This window comes from Bacillus sp. J41TS8, assembly GCF_018333035.1.
Classification (GTDB): Bacteria; Bacillota; Bacilli; order Bacillales; family Bacillaceae; genus Bacillus; species Bacillus paralicheniformis.
Map to the genome: position 1 here is coordinate 135,416 of NZ_BORF01000012.1, position 19,010 is coordinate 154,425.

The window sequence follows — 19,010 nt, forward strand, 5'->3', positions numbered from 1 at the left end:
AGGAAGGGGCTTTGTTACTTTATGATTGCTCTTTCACGTGAACTTTCAGTGTTGCTTGTACTTCCGGATGGAGCTTCACGGGAACATTCGTATATCCCAATGAGCGAATCGCATCGTTTAATTCGATTTTGCGTTTGTCGACTTTTAACTGATGGCCTTTTTGCAGCGCATCTGCAATTTGTTTGCTTGTCACGGAGCCGAATAAACGGCCGCCTTCTCCGGACTTGGCTGAAAGCTCCACCGTAATCTCCTCAAGCTGTTTTTTCAGCTCTTTCGCAGATTTCAGTTCTTCAGCCGCTTCTTTCTTCTCTTTTTTCTTCTGACCTTCAAGCGCGCTGATATTGGCGGATGTCGCTTCAACAGCCAGCCCTTTTTTGATCAAAAAGTTGTGCGCGTATCCATCCGCTACATTTTTCACTTCGCCTTTTTTCCCTTTGCCTTTAACATCCTGTAAGAAAATTACCTTCATTTCTGAATGCCTCCTTCGAAATACTCGTCAATCGCTTCTTTCAGTCGGCGGAGCGTTTCTTCAACCGTGATATCGGTCAGCTGTGTCGCAGCATTGGTTAAATGACCGCCGCCCTCGAGCGCTTCCATAATGATTTGAACATTTACTTCGCCGAGCGATCTTGCGCTGATACATACCGTGTTCTCGTCTCTTCTCGCCACAGCAAATGACGCTTCGACATCGCTCATAGACAGAAGAGAATCCGCGGCTTGTGCAATGATAACCTGGTCAAAGTATTCGTCCGCCTCATCGTCCGGCAGCGATGCAATGGCGATGCCGTTTTGATAAAAAACGGTATGCTGGATAAGCTTCGCCCTTTTAATATAATGATCGGCCGTTTCTTTTAAAAACTTTTGCACCAATACAGTGTCAGCGCCTTTTGCGCGCAGATAAGACGCCGCATCGAACGTACGGGAGCCGGTGCGCAGCGAGAAGCTCTTCGTATCGACAATAATCCCGGCCAAAAGAGCTGTTGCTTCGATCATGTTGATTTTTAAGCGCTTCGGCTGGTATTCGAGCAGCTCTGTCACAAGCTCCGCTGTAGATGAAGCGTACGGCTCCATATAGACAAGCAGCGGGTCTTTAATAAACTCTTCCCCTCTTCTATGATGATCGATAACGACGATATTTTCAATTTTATTGACCAGCCTTTCTTCAATGACAAAAGAAGGCTTATGCGTATCAACGATCACGAGCAGCGTGTCGTCTTTTGCGATCTCAAGCGCCTCTTCCGGCGTAATAAACCTGGACCACAGTTCTTCGTATTTTTTAATCTCCCCGATCAGTCTTTGAACACTTGAACCGATCTGATTGGAGTCGATCACGACAAAGCCGTCTTTGCCGTTTGCCTGTGCGACCTTCAAAATCCCGATGGCTGATCCGATCGAATCCATATCGGGAAACTTATGACCCATGATTATCACATTGCTGCTTTCAGAGACAATCTCCTTGAGCGCGTGTGAAATGACCCGGGCTCTGACGCGCGTCCGTTTTTCCATAGGATTCGTCTTACCGCCGTAAAACTTCACTTTCCCGTTCGGCTGCTTGATTGCCACCTGATCTCCTCCGCGTCCCAGCGCCAAGTCAAGGCTGGATTGCGCCAAATCGCCGAGCTCTTTCAACGAGGCAACAGATGCACCGATTCCGATGCTTAACGTCAAGGAAATGGTATGAACGGATGTCTTCTCCCGAACTTCATCAAGAATCGAAAACTTTGATGCTTCTAGCTCGCTTAAAATATGTTCGTTTAATACGCCGATGAACCGCTCAGAGGAAACCCGTTTTAAGAAAATGCCGTACTCTTGGGCCCACTGGTTCAAAAGCGATGTTACTTCACTGTTTATCGAGCTTCTGGTCTGGTCATCAAGCCCTTGCGTCACATCGTCGTAATTATCGAGAAAGATGTAGGCAAGAACCGTTCTTTCATTTTCGTATTGTTTTTCAATCTGCGTCTGCTCTGTGACATCAAAGAAATAAAGCAGCTTTTCTTCCCGTTTGATGACCACATTAAATTTCCGCTCATTCAGCGTAATCGTTTCTGTGTCCACTTCCTGCTTAATCAAAGGGACGACAGATTCACAAGTATCATAAAGCGACCGGCCGACGAGCGTATTTTCATTAAAGCATGACGCCATAAAAGGATTGGCCCATTCGATATAGTACTGATCGTTAAACAGCATGATCCCGATCGGCATTTCAAGCAGCGCCTCTTCTCCGACTTTTTTCAGACGATAAGACAGCGTCGATATATAATCGTCCAGCTCTTTTCTGATTTGGGAGTCGGCCCGCTTCAAAAAGTACAAAATGACACCCAGAATCAGAACGCCGGCCGCCCCTGCCACCCAATTAAAATAAATGTTGATGAGGACAGAAATGATTGTGACGACGATTAAAGAATATATGGGATATCGAAATAACGGTTTTTCATAAAAACTTGGCACTCAAATCAACTCCTCACCATTGGAGAACATCGCGGCTACGATTTTTTCACTCTTTCTCTCAAGTTAAAGCCTATATCAATTATACCTAAGATGCGAACAAGGTACAGCAGGGGCGAAAACAACCCGATAATTAAAAAAAGAACCGGCAGGACAGTTGGCAGTTTCTTGGCATGGCAAAAGTAAAACACAAATGAAAACCCTTGGATGACCAAGACAAAGCCCATGATGAGACTCGCATTTAACAGAACAGAGTAATATACACTGCCCTCTTCAACGGGAGCCAGCGACAGAAGAATCGTCAACAAATAGATCCAAATAATGCTTTGCGGAAGTCTCATATCCCTGAACGGTTTCAGAGACGGTATTTGTATGATGCGCCGAAGCACCGGCTTTGCGAGCAGATGATTCAAAAACGCAGTGATTCCGGAAAATATCACAATGGCCGTCGGATATAAATATTGCGCCTGTTTGAATTGCTCATTTAACAATTCAATCTGCTTAGCCACTTCTTTATCATTTCCAAACTGTTTGATACTCGATTCAAAGGTTTTGAATGTTTCATTATATGCTTGATTGGCCGTCTCTATTAAGTTTAATCCAAGAAACTGAACGCTGATGATAAGCAGCAGGACGAACGAAACCATATATGTAACGGCTGCTGCAGCAATCGCTTGGGCCGGCTCTTTTCTTCTGTAGTAAAAGCCCATGATCACGCCCGCGGCACTTACTGGAATAGCAAACATCAGCCCGCCTAAGGAACCGGCAATCAACGAAACGGGTAAACTGACCAACCCTACCGAAATCCCGGGCTTTGGACCGTGCCTGATTGTTTGAACCATGGCAGGCAGCGGCAGCGTCAATAAAAGAATGGTTCCGATAAAAGGCATATAGAGGCTGATCATCAGCAAAACGGCAAAAATACTGACCATGATAGCGCCTTCTACTAAAGCTCTTGTTTGTTTCACTTGTTCACCTCGTATGTTTAAATGTCATGAATCAAAAAGAGCAGCATAGACGACTGCTCTTTTCTAACGCCGAAAATTTCATTTTCAAATAAAGACGATGAGATGAGCAGGTCTCGGCCTTCTCTCATTGTTTCTTTATTCTAACATAAGGTCAAATCGCAAGTAAAACGATCATAAGGCTTGAGAAAACGAGTAAATGTTCCATGTGAAACACTGTCAGTCGAGAAACCCCGACTTCTCTTTATTTTTCTTTCTCGCTTTTCTGATCAACAACAATATAATCAAAATTGCGATCAGAAGCGTCACGCGAAGCCCGCCGCTCAAGAATAGAAAAAAGTCCTTCAACACATCCAACACATTGATCACCTCTCATTGTTGTCACTTAGATGCAAAAATCCCGTATTATTTGATTTCCCCTTTCCAAAACGGTCTAAAACGTCCCTCCGATTCTTCTATTAACCTTTTGACGGCAATGGGCATATGCTGACTAAGAAAAAGCAATAAAGGAGAATCTGCATGACAACAAAAACATTGGCTTGGCATGAAACGATGGAGTTGCATGAACTGATCGCGGCCCAGTCTGTCGGATTGGTCAAGATCAAAAAAAGCATGAAAAAAATCAGCGATCCTCAGTTAAGACAGCTTTACAGTGTTTCAGCGAAGGCATTGGAGCAAAATTTAAGGGAGCTTCTTCCCTTTTTGCCAAAAACCCCGGCATTTCATCGGGAGGAAGAACGGGCCGACCTGTACTTTGATGCGGGTGATCTGTTGGTATTGGCGAAAACGACCGTTCGAAACTATGCGATTGCGATCACGGAAACGGCGACGCCTGAACTCAGGAGAGTGTTTGTTAAACAAATCAATGCGGCTATTAAATTGCATGAGCAAATTTTTTATTTTATGTACCAAAAAGGCTTATATCCCGCCTATAATCTCGTTGACCTGCTAAAAGGCGACGCCATGCACGCGCAAAAAGCGATATCGATGAGATAAACAAGCCAGCAAGGATAGGATCCTTACTGGCTCTGTTTTAGGCTATTTTACAATTAAAACCGGACACTTCACTCTTTTCGCCACTTTATGGCTGACACTTCCCAGCACCATTTCCTGCAAAGTGTTCAGCCCCCTGCTTCCGATAATCACGATATCAACATCATGATGGTTGGCGTACGATACTATCGTCGGGCCCGGCTCCCCGTGCTGCATCGTCATTTGATAGGGAACGGCCGATTGTTTTAATTTATTTTCTATCGACAGCAGCCTGCTGCGCCGTTCACGTTCGAGTTCTGCACGGTTTTCGCTATGCAGAACTTCATGTTTTGCTTTCGCATAATCCAATACATAAATAACGTCAACGACCGCCTGCTTTGACATGGAAGCCAAATGAATCGCATGATCGGCCGCTCTTTCAGAATGCTTTGAGCCGTCAGCAGCCAGCAATATATTTCTATACACCCTTCATCACCCGTTTCTTAGTGATTTGACACTGAACGATGAGGCTGATCATAAGTTGCCAGTTTTTCGACCAGCTTCCAGCTGGACTCATTTAAACCAATTAAGTCAACGTCTATTCCCTGATCTTTCATTTTCAAAACGACTTTATCGCTTTCCGTATCCGTCATATCATCAACAATAGAAGAGGTTAATAATGACTCAAGCAAGCCGACGATGGAAAGCGCAAAGGCTGTTGGAAAAATAATGGCCAACGTCTCAAAATTGAAAGGAATATTGGGGATCATAAAAGCAGGCAATGATTGCTTTATTTCTCCCAAATCACCGACAGTGCGCAAATCAAAATGGCCAAAAATAGCAAATGCAGTCATCGCAATAATAGCAACAAGTGCAGATGGAACGGCTTTTGTAAAGCGGGGAAGAACATAGATAATCAACAACGTAATCCCGACCACAACATACGTCATATTCGAAACTCCAACAAAATGAGGAACCTGCGCCATAAAGATTAAAATGGCGAGCGCATTTACGAAACCTACCATAACCGACCGCGGAATAAATTTCATAAAGCGCTCAATCTTCAGCACCCCAAATATCAATTGGATGATTCCCGTTAAAATCGTAGCAGCAAATAAATAATCAAGCCCGTGATCCCTGACCAAAGATCCCATCAAAAGAGCCATCGCCCCGGTCGCGGCTGATATCATCGCCGGACGGCCGCCCGTAAAGGAAATGACAACAGCAATACAAAAAGATGCGTACAAACCGACCATCGGGTCTACACCCGCAATGATGGAAAACGCTATGGCTTCAGGAATGAGAGCAAGCGCTACGACGATACCCGAAAGGATATCCCCCCGTACATTAGAAAACCATTCGCTATTTAATTGTTTAACATTCAAAGATTCAACACCTCGTTCGTAATCATTTGCTTCTAACTCTCATAGAAGCCATCTGTTTTTAACATGTTTCACTTTAGCAGACCTGTATCAAAATGTCTATATGGTTTTTTTTCCGCGGCCGTTTACTCCCCGCAATCCCGTGGAAATGAACACGAAGAAATTAAGAATGTAATTTTGAAAAGAGTCCAATCTAATCATTAGAGGAGGTTTCAATATGGCGCAAGAGCTGGAAAAACGACCGGGGCATACAAGATGGTATATTTCTTCTTTATTAAGCAGCATGATCATTTTAAATTACTTTGACCGTGTTGCTATTTCAGTCGCGGCTCCTGCGATACAGGATTCCTTTCAATTGACGGCAACCCAATTAGGCATTGTCTTTTCCATCTATACCTATTCATACACGCTGATGCAGATTCCGGTCGGGAGTCTCTTGGACAAGTACGGCGTTGCCTTGGTAACAAGGGTCGGAATGACCGTATGGAGTTTTCTAACCATTATATTGGCTTTTTTACAGGGGAAATTGCTTCTTTATATTGTCAGATTTTTAATCGGGCTGACGAGTGCTTCAGCATTTCCTGCCGCTTCCAAAGCCACGGCCTTATGGTTTCCGCAAAATGAGCGCGGTCTTGCCAATTCCCTGTTCGACTCAGCGGCCAAGTTCGCAAATGTCATCGGTGCGCCTCTCGTTGCCTTTTTAGTCACGACATTTGACTGGCGAGCCGCTTTTTTAACGATTGGAATCATCAATGTACTATTTACCGTATTTTTCTGGATGTACTATGAACAACCCGATCGGCACAAACGAATCTCAAAAGAGGAGCTCCATTACATTCAAAAGCATAATGCCGTATCAGAGGAAGACATCACGGAACGGACGCTCATTGCTTTAAAAGCAATGCTTGCAAACCGCAAAGCATGGGGGCTGATGATCGGATTCACGGGTTATGGCTATACATTCAACCTGCTCTTAACCTGGCTCCCGACTTTCTTTAAAGAAACATACGGAATGGATATTATGTCATCGGGGCTGTTTACTGCGGTTCCCTGGCTGATATCGACGATTTCCGGAATCGTTGTGGGCGGATGGCTCGTCGATTTTTTAATTCAAAAGGGGCATTCGAATACAAAAGTATACCAGACCATTATCGCAATCGGCATGAGCCTTGGATTTGCCTTTTTGGGGGCTGTCTTCACGCACAACATCACGATCGCGATCATCTGCATTTCCGTCGGCTTAGCCGGAATATCTGCGACTGCGCCCGTCGGCTGGTCGATATCAGCTGATATTGCACCGGCTGGCTCCATCTCTCTGCTTAGCTCAATGGTCAATTTGGCAAATAACTTATTCGGAGGGATTATCGCGGTTTCTTTAACGGGTTATCTGGTCGATGTGACCGGTTCATTTACGCTCAGCTTTTTAGTAGCCGGGTTTGTATTACTTCTTGGACTCGTGTTCTACCTTGCAGTCCTCGGCGACATCAAACGGATACAGATTGGTAAGCAGGAAACCTGAATGCTGCAGGAAACGACCCGGTTTTTGATGAATAAAAAAAAAGAACAAGACCGTATTGGGTCTTGTTCCTTTTATCGGCTTACTCGCCTGCTACGTATGGAAGTAAAGCCATTTGACGAGCGCGTTTGATTGCAACAGTCAATTTACGTTGGTATTTCGCGCTTGTTCCTGTTACACGGCGTGGTAAGATTTTACCGCGCTCAGAGATAAATTTTCTAAGAAGATCTACATCTTTGTAGTCGATGTGCGTAATGCCGTTAGAAGTGAAATAACACACTTTACGGCGTTTCGCACGACCGCCTCTGCGTCCTCCTGCCATCGTTATTTCCCTCCTTTCTATTCTGGTTTTGTTTTATTCGTCCGTCATCCATTAAAATGGCAAGTCGTCATCAGAGATGTCAATCGGCTTTCCATCGTTTGCGAATGGATCGTCATTGAAGCTGTTGCCTTGATTGCGATTCTGATTGTTTTGACTGCCGCCGAATGGAGCCGGTTCATTCTGTCCGCCGCCAAAGTGTTGGCCTCCCTGGCCTCCGCTGTAACCGCCTGAACCAGAACCGCCGCCTTTAGGCTCCAGAAATTGAACACTTTCAGCTTGAACTTCCGTAACGTATACACGCTGTCCTTGCTGATTTTCATAGCTGCGCGTTTGCAAACGTCCATCTACACCCGCAAGACTTCCCTTTTTAAGGAAATTCGCAACGTTTTCGGCTTGTCTTCTCCAGACAACACAGTTGATGAAATCAGCTTCACGTTCACCCTGCTGATTCGTAAACGTACGATTGACAGCAAGCGTAAAGGTGGCAACAGCTGCACCGCTTGGAGTATAACGAAGCTCTGGGTCCTTTGTCAGTCTGCCGACTAAAACAACTCGGTTAAGCATATTGAGAGACCATCCTTTTGCTTTAGAGTATATAATTCAATTCTGTTTATTCTTCTTCTTTAACCACGATGTGGCGAATGATGTCATCACTGATTTTAGCTAAACGGTCAAATTCTTGAACTGCTTCAGCTCCAGCTTGAACGTTTAAGATTTGGTAGAATCCGTCGCGGAAATCGTTGATTTCGTACGCAAGACGGCGTTTTCCCCAATCTTTTGTTTCAGTGACCTCCGCACCGTTAGTTGTTAAAATGTTGTTAAAACGCTCAACAACAGCCTTTTTAGACTCTTCATCAACGTCTGGGCGGATGATGTACATGATTTCGTACTTTCTCATTTGTATTTGCACCTCCTTTTGGACTAAGCGGCCCATTATATTGGGCAAGGAGCAATAATCCTATTACTCACAATTTTATATTATATCAAAGCTCTTGTCCTATTTCAACCGCGTTATACATTAAAACGGAAATGAATGACATCGCCGTCTTTCACAATGTATTCTTTCCCTTCAAGGCGGACTTTTCCGGCCTCTTTTGCTGAGGCCATGCTTCCCGCCTCCAGCAGATCGTCGTAAGCGACCGTTTCCGCACGGATAAATCCGCGTTCAAAGTCTGTATGGATGATGCCCGCACATTCAGGGGCTTTCATTCCTTTTTTAAATGTCCAGGCTCTGACTTCCTGTTCTCCCGCTGTAAAATAAGTGGCTAGTCCAAGGAGGGAGTAAGACGCTTTAATCAGCTGATCCAGACCGGATTCTTCGATGCCGAGTTCTTCAAGGAACATCGCCTTCTCTTCGCCTTCAAGCTCTGCGATTTCGGACTCAATTTTGGCGCAGACGACGATGACTTCCGCGTTTTCAGCAGCAGCAAATTCCCGGACCTTCTGGACGTACTCGTTTCCTGAAGGATCAGCCACTTCATCCTCGCTGACATTCGCTACATATAAGACAGGTTTTGTCGTCAGCAGATGAAGCTGCTTCAACACCTTTTGCTGCTCTTCCGAGAACTCGACAGAACGGGCCGGCTTTTCCTGTTCAAATGCCTCTTTTAACTTTGTCAAAATCTCAAATTCAAACACGGCTTCTTTGTCTTTTTGCTTGGCCATCTTTCCGACCCGGCCGATCCGCTTCTCAACGGTTTCAAGGTCAGCCAGTATCAGCTCAAGGTTGATCGTCTCGATATCCGAAATCGGGTCTACTTTCCCGGACACGTGCGTGATATTGTCGTCGGCAAAACAGCGGACAACATGGCAGATTGCGTCCACTTGGCGGATGTGGGACAGGAACTTGTTTCCGAGCCCTTCTCCTTTTGATGCTCCTTTTACAATGCCGGCGATATCGGTGAATTCAAATGCGGTAGGGACCGTCTTCTTCGGATTGACGAGTTCTGTCAGCTTTTGCAGACGCTCATCAGGAACCTCTACGATTCCGACGTTTGGATCAATCGTACAAAACGGGTAGTTGGCCGATTCTGCCCCGGCCTGAGTAATTGCATTAAATAAGGTTGATTTCCCAACGTTAGGCAAACCAACAATCCCAGCTGTTAAAGCCATTGTTTCATCTCCTCTATAATGAACATCCATGTGTAGTCGTAAATGTTAAACCTGCAACAATTATAAGGATGATTACAGTAAAAGACAAGCTGACAAAACTTGCTTTTCACTCATACAAACTAGGTGGAAATTCATTTTTCGTTGAGATCGAAAAAAAAGCATGAGGGGGGTCCGCTAAGATTAAGATTCGGACTCCTCATGCTTAACTAATATCTTTTTCAGCTTTCTTTGAAACTCTTTACGCGGGATCATGACACTGTGTGAACAGCCTTCGCACTTAATCCGGATATCCATTCCCATCCGAATGATCTTCCAGCGGTTCGTCCCGCAAGGATGCGGCTTTTTCATTTCGACCACGTCATTCAGGCCAAATTCTTTATCGGCCAACATCGTTCACCTCTTTGCTTCCTTGTTGTGATCTTATTGTACAAAAAACCACAGCGAAAGAGCAATTCTTCATAACCATAAATATATTTATTTCCATTTACTTAAAATTGGATAAAGTAAAATATTTACCAATAAATACAAATTTAATAACCCGTAAATTGGATATAAAAAAGCGATTAAATTTGAAAAGCCGATTGATGTAAAAGGCACCATGATCGACAGGAGCAGGAGGACGATTACCCATCTCGGCCAGTTCACAAGTGACAGAAAGCGGCTGGACAGCCCGAGAATGCTTGAGATCGTCGTTGTGTAGATCGCGACGCAAAGAACAGCCGTCATAAAAATAAAAATCGGAAAAGGCGCGCCCTCCAAAACCGCGAATAAAGGAATTTCATAATGGGCCAGTTCACCGGCAAGCTCTACAAGGGTCTCATTGTACATGTATGAAATAGCGCCAAACACCAGGCCGCTTAATATGCTGGCAATCTTCGCTTCTCCGACTCCCTTCATCTCTTTGCCGACCGCAGACAATACAGCGACAACAGATAATATGTTCAGCGAAGTGAATGCGATCCCGGCAGGCCAGTTGTATTGATGAGTCAAATTGAGCAGCCACGGCTGATGATGAGCGGTTTGAAAAGAAATCAGCGCATACAACAGCCCAGCCACCAAAATCGGGATTAAGTAGCTGTTAACGGACAATATGCCATTAAGCCCCCAGAAAAACAACAACCCTGTGCATAAACAAAATAAGATGACGCCCGTCCAAAACGGGATATGGAAGATTTGCAGCGTTACCCCGCCTCCTGCAATCATCACAATCGTCGTCGTAAACAAATACAGGATAATCAACACATCGTATACTTTAGCCAGCAGCGGACCGATTAATGTTTCGAGCACAGGCAGAAAATGCTCTGATTTTTGTTCGTAGCTGATCTTCATCACAATATAGGTTGACAGGCTGAACATGATCGTAAACAACAGGATAGCCAGTCCGCTTTCATCACCAAAAAACTGCCATATTTCCTGGCCGGACGCATATCCCGCACCTATTAAGCTTCCTAAAATAAGAAGCATCCACTTCATCCCGGCTCTCCACACGATTTGCTCACCCCAGCAATATAGTTTTTAAGCTTGTTTCTCCGCTCATGACACTATATTGCCGGTCCTCTATAAAAATTCATGAAACTCCTTTCGACTTTTCTCATTCAAATGAATAAATTATATCAATATAATAAAGTAAATTATCATATCTTCTTTTAGTAAAGTATTTTTTTCGGCTGACCAAATCGTTTCATCCAAAGCATAAAAAAAGAGACAGCTGGATATACTGTAAACAACCATTCATACTCGAAAAATACACCAAGGCACTGCTGTTACCATGATGACAAGGATGTGAAGCCTATGAATCGAAAAGGCGGAATTTTTTCTCAAGAACCAATAAATGAATATATTTCTCATTCGGATCCGCTAGCTGTGAAACAAATAGAGAAAGTTCTTTCCGTCTATTTAAAGGAAGCCGAAGACCGGCCCATCGTGATCGTTTGCATCGGTACAGACCGCTCCACCGGAGATTCGCTCGGTCCCCTCGTAGGAATGAAACTCTCCGCAAAACAGCTGACACGTTTTCATGTCTATGGAACACTTGCCGACCCGGTTCACGCCGTAAACTTAAATGAAAAGATTGATCATATTCATCAGCAGCATCAAAATCCATTTATAATCGCGATCGATGCCTGTCTTGGACGAACCAAAAGCGTGGGATCTTTTCAAATCGGCAAAGGACCTTTGAAGCCGGGAGCAGGCGTTCAGAAAAGCTTGCCTGAAGTCGGCCACGTGCATATTAACGGAATTGTCAATGTCAGCGGCTTTATGGAGTATTTTGTCCTGCAAAATACAAGGCTCAACCTTGTCATGAGCATGGCAAATGTGCTTGCTGACGGGCTGTCGCATCTGGAGAAAGCCGGGTGGCAGCGGCGCCATGTGTCACCAATTCAAAAAATGACCGGAAGGATGTCATAAAAAAACCATCTGTACATGATCAGATGGTTTTTAAGCTTATGCGTCTTCTTGGGCCAGCAATTCGAGAATACGCTCCAAGTCTTCATTTGAGTAAAATTCGATTTCGATTCTGCCTTTTTTCTTTTGCTTTTTAATGGTCACCGGTGTTCCAAAATAGTTTCGCAAGTACGACTCTCGTTCTTTGATTACTGCATCTTTTACTTGTTTCGGCTTCTTTGTTTCACGTGGAACATCAGCATTCAACTGTTGAATTAACTTTTCAAGCTGGCGAACGTTCAGCTGTTCGGACACGACCTTTTGAACAAGCGGCTCAAGCTTTTTCTTGTTTTTCAATCCAAGCAATGTTCGGCCATGGCCCATCGATAACGTGCCGTTGTCGATTAACTTTTGAACGTCTTCAGGTAGTGTCAGCAGCCGTAAGTGGTTGGCGATGTGAGGCCTGCTTTTTCCAAGCCTTTTTGCCAGCTGTTCCTGGGTCATATCGAGATGTTTGAGCAAAGATTCATAGGCTTTTGCTTCCTCAAGCGGAGACAGGTCTTCTCGTTGAAGATTTTCCAATAGGGCAATCTCCATCATCAGGGATTCCGACAGCTCGCGCACAATCGCAGGAATGGTTTCCAATCCGGCTTTTTCAGCAGCCCGGTAGCGGCGTTCTCCGGCTACAATATCATAGCCTTTAATTGACTTTCTGACGATGATGGGCTGCAAAACACCGTGTTGCAAAATGGACTCCTTCAAATCTTTTAACGATTGGTCATCAAACGTTTTTCTTGGCTGATAAGGATTGGGCCGCAAGTCTTGCAGCTTAATTTCCTCAACCGTTTCTTCGGATAAATCAACATTTGAAAACAATGCATTAATCCCTTTTCCGAGACCTTTAGGCATTCGCAGCCACTTCCTTTGCTAATTCTAAATAGACTTCCGCTCCTCTGGAACGCGGATCATATAAAATGATCGGCTTTCCATGGCTCGGCGCTTCACTGAGCCGGACATTCCGTGGGATAACGGTTTGGTATACTTTATCGCGGAAGTACTTTTTCACTTCTTCGATGACCTGTATGCCTAAATTCGTTCTTGCATCAAGCATTGTCAGCAATACACCGTCTATCATCAGATCCGTATTTAAATGTTTTTGTACGAGCCGGACCGAGTTGAGCAGCTGGCTCAGCCCTTCCAGCGCATAATATTCGCACTGAACCGGAATCACGACGGAATCGGACGCCGTAAGCGCATTGATTGTAAGCAGCCCTAATGACGGCGGACAGTCAATAATCATGAAATCATAGTTTTGTTTAACAGATTCCAAAGCCCTTTTCAGCCGGACTTCACGGGAAATGGTCGGAACGAGTTCAATTTCCGCCCCCGCAAGCTGAATCGTTGCAGGAATGACATCCAAGTTTTCTACGGATGTTGTTTTGATGACATCTTTTACATCTGCATCATCTACTAATATATCGTACACACATTGATCAACATCAGCCTTTTCAACGCCGATACCGCTTGTTGCGTTTCCTTGCGGGTCTATGTCGACTAACAAAACCCTTTTCCCGATGTAAGCTAAACAAGCTCCCAGGTTAACAGAGGTTGTCGTTTTACCAACGCCACCTTTTTGGTTTGTGATCGCAATAATTTTCCCCACAATGTCACCTACTTTCACATTGAACAAGTTTCTCTCATTTCTCTATTTTAACAAAAAAAGAATCGGCCGTTTGCTTTTTTTGAATTTTTGTTTTTTCAAAGAGATCCGTTTTTTCTATTTTTCGACATAAAGAAACCATTTTTTTATCTCAGAAAAAAGAGAAGAGATATTCAAGTGAAATGAAAGATAGTTTTATTATTATATTAATATAAAAAATCCCCCTGTCTTAGGGGGATTTCAATCAATCTGCTGCGGGCATTTTCCGGGTAGCGATGGCAATTCTGTTCCAGGCATTTATTGTGATGGCTGCCATGATCAGTTCGGCTGTTTCAGCTTCTGTAAAATGGGTCCTGACTTCGTTGTATACTTCATCCGGCAGCCCGTGCTCGCCGATTCGCGTAACGGCTTCAGTCAGCGCCAATACCGCCCGCTCTTTTTCCGTGAAAAAAGGCGCTTCCCGCCATGCATTGAGCGCATATATCCGCTGTTCCGTCTCACCGTTCTGCCTTGCATCTTTCGTATGCATATTTAAGCAGAAAGCACATCCGTTCAGCTGTGAAGCCCGGATTTTGATCAGTTCCTTTAAAATGGGATCAATGTTTGAGGAAGCCTGCGCTTTTTCAAGCTCCAGCATTCCTCTGTAGCCCTTAGGGTTTACTTTTTCCATTAGAAATCTCGTTTCCATGTCTATTCCTCCTTTAAGTGTTTCACTTATATAACAAGTGAGGAACGACGTTTGTGACAGAAAACGTTATATTTTAATGTTCTTCAGTTTATCGGGGTTTGACACGATAAACACATTTTTGACGGAATCGCCTTCCGGGTTCCAAGCAAAGCAAACAGCGTAAGCCGGACGGTTGTTTTTCATGATCAAAACGCCCTTTTGGCCATTGATATCGACAGGCATAAAGCGACCGGAAAAGCTTCCCTTTGAAACAACTCCCGTAAAAAAAGCATAAATGCGGCTCTTTCCATAGATCGGTCTCAACGCGCTGCGTACTTTTCCGCCGCCATCTGTATACAATACGGCATCTTCAATCAATGTTTTGGAAAACTCCTCAAAGTCACCGGTTTTCGCTGATTCGATAAAAAGCCGGGCCAGTTGCTGTTCTTCGACCGGCTGTGATAATACCGAAATATCCCCATTTAGCTTCTGTTTCAGCCGGCTGTGGATTTTACGGCAGTTCGCTTCAGACTTCCCGATTATGGACGATATTTCCTTATAGTGATATCCAAATACTTCTCTAAACAACAAAACGGCTCTTTCCACAGGATTTAATCGGCTCATAACTACCAGAAAAGCGTAGGAAACCTTTTCTTTTTCTTCAACGTATTCCGCCGGACTTTGAGCTGAAAGTGCCACCTGCGGTTCCGGAAGCCATTCCCCGATATATACCTCTCGCTTCTTGCGGGCAGACTGCAGTTCATTTATGCAGCGGTTTGTGATAGATTTCGTCAAATATGCTTGAATATGGTCAATTTGACTGATATCTTTTTCCTGTAGGTCTGCGAACAATTCCTGGACGATATCCTCTGCATCTTGCAAAGAACCGAGCATACGGTAAGCAATTGAAAAAAGCAATGAATGATATTGTCGATAATATTCCATAGATGCTCCCCCATAGATATTTTGCCTAAAAAAATAAAAGCTCTATAGGGAGCTTTTATTTCGGTATCTTGATCGTAAACTGAATATATTCTTCAAATTCCTCTTCTTCCGTATTCAGTTTGACGCCGCTGTCTTCCACCATTGATAAGGACTGGCGAATCGTATTCATCGCGATTCTTGCGTCTCTGCTGTACGCTTTTCTCTTTGGTTTCGGCTTGCGTTTATCCTGCTCAAGCATTTTGACGACACGGTCTTCGGTTTGCTTTACATTTAAATTCTTTTCAATGACTTCATGTAACAGCTTGACCTGAAGGTCGGGCTGTTTCAACGGTATGAGCGCTCTTGCGTGGCGCTCTGAAATTTCTTTTTTCAAGATCGCTTCCTGCACCTCTTCCGGAAGCTTCAACAGTCTGAGCTTATTGGCGATTGTTGACTGGCCCTTTCCAAGCCTTTGTGCAAGGGCTTCCTGCGTCAAATCGTGAAGCTCTAAAAGCCTTGCATAAGCATGCGCTTCTTCAATCGAAGATAATTCTTCCCTCTGAAGGTTTTCGATAAGAGCGACGGAAGCGGTCTCCGTATCTGAAAAATCCTTAATAATAGCGGGAACCTTCTCCCAATCGAGCGTTTGAACCGCCCGCCAGCGCCGCTCTCCGGCTATGAGTTCATATTGGCCTTCCCGCTCTGTTTTTCTGACGACAATCGGCTGGATAATGCCGTGTGTATGAATGGTTGCAGCTAATTCTTTAATTTTTTCTTCTGAGAAAATGGTGCGCGGCTGAAAACGGTTAGGAATTATATCGCCTACTGGAATCTCTTGAATTTCTTCTTTATTCGTATCATGTTCAGCAATCTCTGCTTCTTCTTCCTTGTCGCCAAGTCCGAAGAGACGAGAGAATGAATGCTTCATGTACCTACACCACCTTTAAACACTGCCATTTTTATAATTCTATTTTCTCATGAATTTTCCTTCTGTGACATCACGAAATTTGAAGAAAACGAATAATTTAACCTTCTATAGGAGATTTATTAGGTGTTCCAGGCTTTCTTGGAAATTTCTTCGGTGTCTGTGATTGTTTTTTGATGACAATGATGTTTCTGTCGCTTTCTTCAATTGGCAGCTGAAAAGAATGCACGGTTTCAATTTTGCCTCCAAGCATTTTGATGGCTTTTTTGCCCGTTTCAATTTCTTCATCAGCCGAAGCTGCTTTTAATGCTACGAATAAACCGTCTTTTTTCACAAGCGGAAGGCAGAGCTCGCTGAGAACCGAAAGGCGGGCGACAGCGCGTGCCGTCACGACGTCATAGCTTTCCCTGTGGTCTTTCGATCTTCCGAATGTTTCCGCGCGATCATGGTAAAAAGCTGTGTTTTCCAGCTTCAAAGCATCTGACAGCTGATTCAAAAAGTGAATCCGTTTGTTCAGCGAGTCAACGATTGTGACGTGAAGGTGAGGAAAACAGATTTTTATCGGAAGGCTTGGAAATCCGGCGCCCGCTCCAACATCACAGAGACTGTTCATCTTTTTGAAATCAACATAAAAAGAAGCGGCAATGGAGTCGTAAAAATGTTTTAAATACACTTCTTTTTTCTCGGTAATCGAGGTTAAATTCATTTTTTCGTTCCATTCAACAAGCCATTCGTAATAGGTCTCAAATTGCTCCAGCTGGAAGGAAGAGAGGGAGATGCCTTTCTCCTCCAAACCGGCTGTAAATTGCTCAATGTTCATGCCGTCACCCTTTCTATTCCGCAACCTTGGCAATCCGTCCCTGCTCTAAGTAAACGAGTAGAATGGAAATATCAGCAGGATTGACGCCGGAAATCCGTGAGGCCTGTGCGACCGACAGCGGTCTGACCTCTTTCAATTTTTGGCGCGCTTCCGTTGCAATGCCTTTGATCGCGTCATAGTCGATTCTGTCAGGAATCTTTTTGTTTTCCATTTTCTTTAGTTTTTCGACCTGCTGCAAGGACTTTTCAATATATCCTTCATATTTAATTTGAATTTCAACTTGTTCAGCAACGTCGCCGGCGACTTTTTGTTCAGGCGGCGCAAGAGCAGTAACGGTTTCATAATTCATTTCCGGCCGCTTCATCAGGTCGGTCGCGCGTATGCCGTCTTTGAGCTCACTGCCGCCCAATGAACGGATATATTCCTGATTTTCCTTTGTCGGTTTGATAATAACAGAATGAAGGCGTTTTTTCTCTGCTTCAATGGCCGCTTTTTTCTCTTGGAACTTTTGATATCGTTCTTCAGAAATCAAACCGATCTGATAGCCGATCTCGGTCAGGCGCAAGTCTGCATTGTCGTGACGCAGAAGGAGCCTGTACTCCGCACGTGAAGTCAGCAGGCGGTACGGTTCGTTTGTTCCTTTCGTTACAAGGTCGTCGATCAATACGCCGATATAAGCGTCAGAACGGCTGAGAATGACCTCTTCTTTGCCAAGCGCTTTCCGGCCCGCATTGATGCCGGCCATAATTCCCTGTCCGGCCGCTTCTTCATAGCCTGATGTTCCGTTAATCTGTCCGGCTGTGAAGAGTCCCGGAATTTTTTTCGTTTCCAGTGTCGGCCACAGCTGTGTCGGTACGATCGCATCATATTCAATCGCGTATCCTGCCCGCATCATTTGCACATTTTCAAGACCGGGAATAGTTGAAAGCATTTTTCGCTGCACATCTTCAGGAAGGCTTGTCGACAATCCCTGGACATAGACTTCCTGGGTGTTGCGCCCTTCAGGTTCAAGAAAGATCTGGTGTCTCGGTTTGTCGTTAAAGCGGACAACCTTGTCTTCAATTGAAGGACAATATCTTGGCCCCGTTCCTTTAATCATACCGGAATACATCGGTGAGCGATGCAGATTGTTGTCAATGATTTCATGCGTTTCCGGGCTTGTATATGTGAGCCAGCACGGAAGCTGATCTGTAATATATTCCACTGTCTCATACGAAAAGGCCCGCGGCACTTCATCGCCGGGCTGAATTTCCGTTTTGCTGTAGTCAATTGAGTGGCTGTTGACCCGCGGCGGCGTCCCTGTTTTAAAACGGACGAGATCAAAGCCGAGCTCATCAAGATGCTCAGACAGCTTGATGGACGGCTGCTGATTGTTCGGCCCGCTGGAGTATGACAGATCGCCAAGAATAATTTTTCCTCTCAAAAATGTCCCCGTCGTCAGAACCACAGTCTTAGAACGGTACTCCGCCCCTGTTTGGGTTACAACGCCCCGGCATTCCCCGTCTTCAATAAGAAGGCGTTCGACCATTCCTTGCAGCATGGTCAAATTCGGTTCATTCTCAAGTGTCTTTTTCATCTCGTGCTGATATTGGAATTTGTCAGCCTGAGCCCGCAGCGCCCGGACGGCAGGTCCTTTTCCAGTATTTAAAAGCCTCATTTGGATATGAGTTTTATCGATATTTTTAGCCATTTCCCCGCCGAGCGCATCGATTTCGCGGACGACGATTCCTTTTGCAGGTCCGCCGACAGACGGGTTACATGGCATGAAAGCAACCATATCAAGGTTAATCGTTAAGACAAGCGTTTTTGCGCCTTGTCTGGCTGACGCCAGCGCCGCTTCAACACCGGCGTGTCCGGCGCCGACGACAACGACGTCATATTGGCCTGCTTCATAGCCCATATGCTTTGTTCCTCC

21 protein-coding genes and 1 pseudogene are annotated in these 19,010 nt (G+C 44.7%); 3 read left to right on the plus strand and 19 right to left on the minus strand.

Annotated elements, in window-relative coordinates:
• Positions 1 to 19: 19 nt before the first annotated feature.
• The 4 genes from rplI to KI350_RS16510 all read right to left on the minus strand — a co-directional run bounded on the left by rplI (position 20) and on the right by KI350_RS16510 (position 3,770).
• Positions 20 to 469: a 50S ribosomal protein L9 gene (gene rplI, locus KI350_RS16495; protein ID WP_003178003.1), complete on the minus strand. Its 450-nt coding sequence runs from the start codon at positions 467 to 469 to the stop codon at positions 20 to 22.
• Positions 466 to 2,448 (minus strand): DHH family phosphoesterase, encoded by a 1,983-nt coding sequence (locus tag KI350_RS16500; protein ID WP_009330027.1) that lies wholly within the window; start codon positions 2,446 to 2,448, stop codon positions 466 to 468. Before KI350_RS16500 ends, rplI begins: the two co-directional genes overlap by 4 nt.
• Positions 2,449 to 2,483: 35 nt before the next feature.
• Positions 2,484 to 3,413, minus strand: coding sequence for a YybS family protein (locus tag KI350_RS16505; protein WP_212930538.1), 930 nt, complete (start codon positions 3,411 to 3,413; stop codon positions 2,484 to 2,486).
• A 216-nt stretch (positions 3,414 to 3,629) separates the two neighbouring features.
• Entirely contained in the window at positions 3,630 to 3,770 is a 141-nt protein-coding gene (locus KI350_RS16510; protein WP_020453636.1) for a hypothetical protein, read from the minus strand.
• Between the two features lie 159 nt (positions 3,771 to 3,929).
• On the opposite strand from KI350_RS16510, the gene KI350_RS16515 reads away from it, so the two are divergent.
• Positions 3,930 to 4,406, plus strand: coding sequence for a spore coat protein (locus KI350_RS16515; RefSeq protein ID WP_023856805.1), 477 nt, complete (start codon positions 3,930 to 3,932; stop codon positions 4,404 to 4,406).
• Positions 4,407 to 4,448: 42 nt separating this feature from the next.
• Here KI350_RS16515 and KI350_RS16520 read toward each other — a convergent pair whose 3' ends face one another.
• Entirely contained in the window at positions 4,449 to 4,868 is a 420-nt protein-coding gene (locus KI350_RS16520) for a universal stress protein (protein ID WP_020453638.1), read from the minus strand.
• 143 nt (positions 4,869 to 5,011) lie between these two features.
• Positions 5,012 to 5,767: pseudogene (locus KI350_RS16525) on the minus strand (SulP family inorganic anion transporter); the annotation flags it as partial.
• A gap of 214 nt (positions 5,768 to 5,981) precedes the next feature.
• On the opposite strand from KI350_RS16525, the gene KI350_RS16530 reads away from it, so the two are divergent.
• Complete coding sequence (locus KI350_RS16530; protein ID WP_143261216.1) at positions 5,982 to 7,283, plus strand: MFS transporter; 1,302 nt, start codon at positions 5,982 to 5,984, stop codon at positions 7,281 to 7,283.
• Positions 7,284 to 7,362: 79 nt separating this feature from the next.
• Here KI350_RS16530 and rpsR read toward each other — a convergent pair whose 3' ends face one another.
• The 6 genes from rpsR to KI350_RS16560 all read right to left on the minus strand — a co-directional run bounded on the left by rpsR (position 7,363) and on the right by KI350_RS16560 (position 11,202).
• On the minus strand, positions 7,363 to 7,602 hold the full coding sequence (gene rpsR, locus KI350_RS16535) for a 30S ribosomal protein S18 (RefSeq protein WP_003178022.1): 240 nt from the start codon (positions 7,600 to 7,602) through the stop codon (positions 7,363 to 7,365).
• A gap of 51 nt (positions 7,603 to 7,653) precedes the next feature.
• Positions 7,654 to 8,166 (minus strand): single-stranded DNA-binding protein SsbA, encoded by a 513-nt coding sequence (gene ssbA, locus KI350_RS16540; RefSeq protein WP_003178024.1) that lies wholly within the window; start codon positions 8,164 to 8,166, stop codon positions 7,654 to 7,656.
• A gap of 46 nt (positions 8,167 to 8,212) precedes the next feature.
• Positions 8,213 to 8,500, minus strand: a complete 288-nt coding sequence (gene rpsF / locus KI350_RS16545) for a 30S ribosomal protein S6 (protein WP_020453642.1) — start codon at positions 8,498 to 8,500, stop codon at positions 8,213 to 8,215.
• A 113-nt stretch (positions 8,501 to 8,613) separates the two neighbouring features.
• A complete protein-coding gene (gene ychF / locus KI350_RS16550; RefSeq protein WP_026580414.1) occupies positions 8,614 to 9,714 on the minus strand; it encodes a redox-regulated ATPase YchF in 1,101 nt (366 codons plus the stop codon).
• A 180-nt stretch (positions 9,715 to 9,894) separates the two neighbouring features.
• Positions 9,895 to 10,101 carry a DUF951 domain-containing protein gene (locus tag KI350_RS16555; protein ID WP_011201785.1) on the minus strand — a complete coding sequence of 69 codons (207 nt, stop codon included), beginning with the start codon at positions 10,099 to 10,101 and terminating at the stop codon, positions 9,895 to 9,897.
• Between the two features lie 87 nt (positions 10,102 to 10,188).
• On the minus strand, positions 10,189 to 11,202 hold the full coding sequence (locus KI350_RS16560; RefSeq protein WP_023856802.1) for a YkvI family membrane protein: 1,014 nt from the start codon (positions 11,200 to 11,202) through the stop codon (positions 10,189 to 10,191).
• Positions 11,203 to 11,505: 303 nt separating this feature from the next.
• Here KI350_RS16560 and yyaC point away from each other — a divergent pair, with 303 nt between their 5' ends.
• Positions 11,506 to 12,123 (plus strand): spore protease YyaC, encoded by a 618-nt coding sequence (gene yyaC / locus KI350_RS16565; RefSeq protein ID WP_020453645.1) that lies wholly within the window; start codon positions 11,506 to 11,508, stop codon positions 12,121 to 12,123.
• A 36-nt stretch (positions 12,124 to 12,159) separates the two neighbouring features.
• Here the strand turns inward: yyaC and KI350_RS16570 are convergent, their stop codons facing one another.
• From KI350_RS16570 to mnmG, 7 genes are all read right to left on the minus strand, one after another.
• Positions 12,160 to 13,008 carry a ParB/RepB/Spo0J family partition protein gene (locus KI350_RS16570; protein WP_020453646.1) on the minus strand — a complete coding sequence of 283 codons (849 nt, stop codon included), beginning with the start codon at positions 13,006 to 13,008 and terminating at the stop codon, positions 12,160 to 12,162.
• Positions 13,001 to 13,762, minus strand: a complete 762-nt coding sequence (soj, locus tag KI350_RS16575) for a sporulation initiation inhibitor protein Soj (protein WP_020453647.1) — start codon at positions 13,760 to 13,762, stop codon at positions 13,001 to 13,003. The genes KI350_RS16570 and soj overlap by 8 nt, the downstream gene beginning before the upstream one ends.
• 241 nt (positions 13,763 to 14,003) lie before the next feature.
• On the minus strand, positions 14,004 to 14,447 hold the full coding sequence (locus KI350_RS16580) for a carboxymuconolactone decarboxylase family protein (RefSeq protein WP_023856800.1): 444 nt from the start codon (positions 14,445 to 14,447) through the stop codon (positions 14,004 to 14,006).
• A 66-nt stretch (positions 14,448 to 14,513) separates the two neighbouring features.
• Positions 14,514 to 15,371: an RNA polymerase sigma-70 factor gene (locus KI350_RS16585; RefSeq protein WP_020453649.1), complete on the minus strand. Its 858-nt coding sequence runs from the start codon at positions 15,369 to 15,371 to the stop codon at positions 14,514 to 14,516.
• Between the two features lie 55 nt (positions 15,372 to 15,426).
• Positions 15,427 to 16,278 carry a nucleoid occlusion protein gene (noc, locus tag KI350_RS16590; RefSeq protein WP_023856799.1) on the minus strand — a complete coding sequence of 284 codons (852 nt, stop codon included), beginning with the start codon at positions 16,276 to 16,278 and terminating at the stop codon, positions 15,427 to 15,429.
• Between the two features lie 97 nt (positions 16,279 to 16,375).
• A complete protein-coding gene (rsmG, locus tag KI350_RS16595; RefSeq protein ID WP_020453651.1) occupies positions 16,376 to 17,095 on the minus strand; it encodes a 16S rRNA (guanine(527)-N(7))-methyltransferase RsmG in 720 nt (239 codons plus the stop codon).
• 13 nt (positions 17,096 to 17,108) lie between these two features.
• Positions 17,109 to 18,995 carry a tRNA uridine-5-carboxymethylaminomethyl(34) synthesis enzyme MnmG gene (gene mnmG / locus KI350_RS16600; RefSeq protein WP_020453652.1) on the minus strand — a complete coding sequence of 629 codons (1,887 nt, stop codon included), beginning with the start codon at positions 18,993 to 18,995 and terminating at the stop codon, positions 17,109 to 17,111.
• Between the last annotated feature and the right edge of the window lie 15 nt (positions 18,996 to 19,010).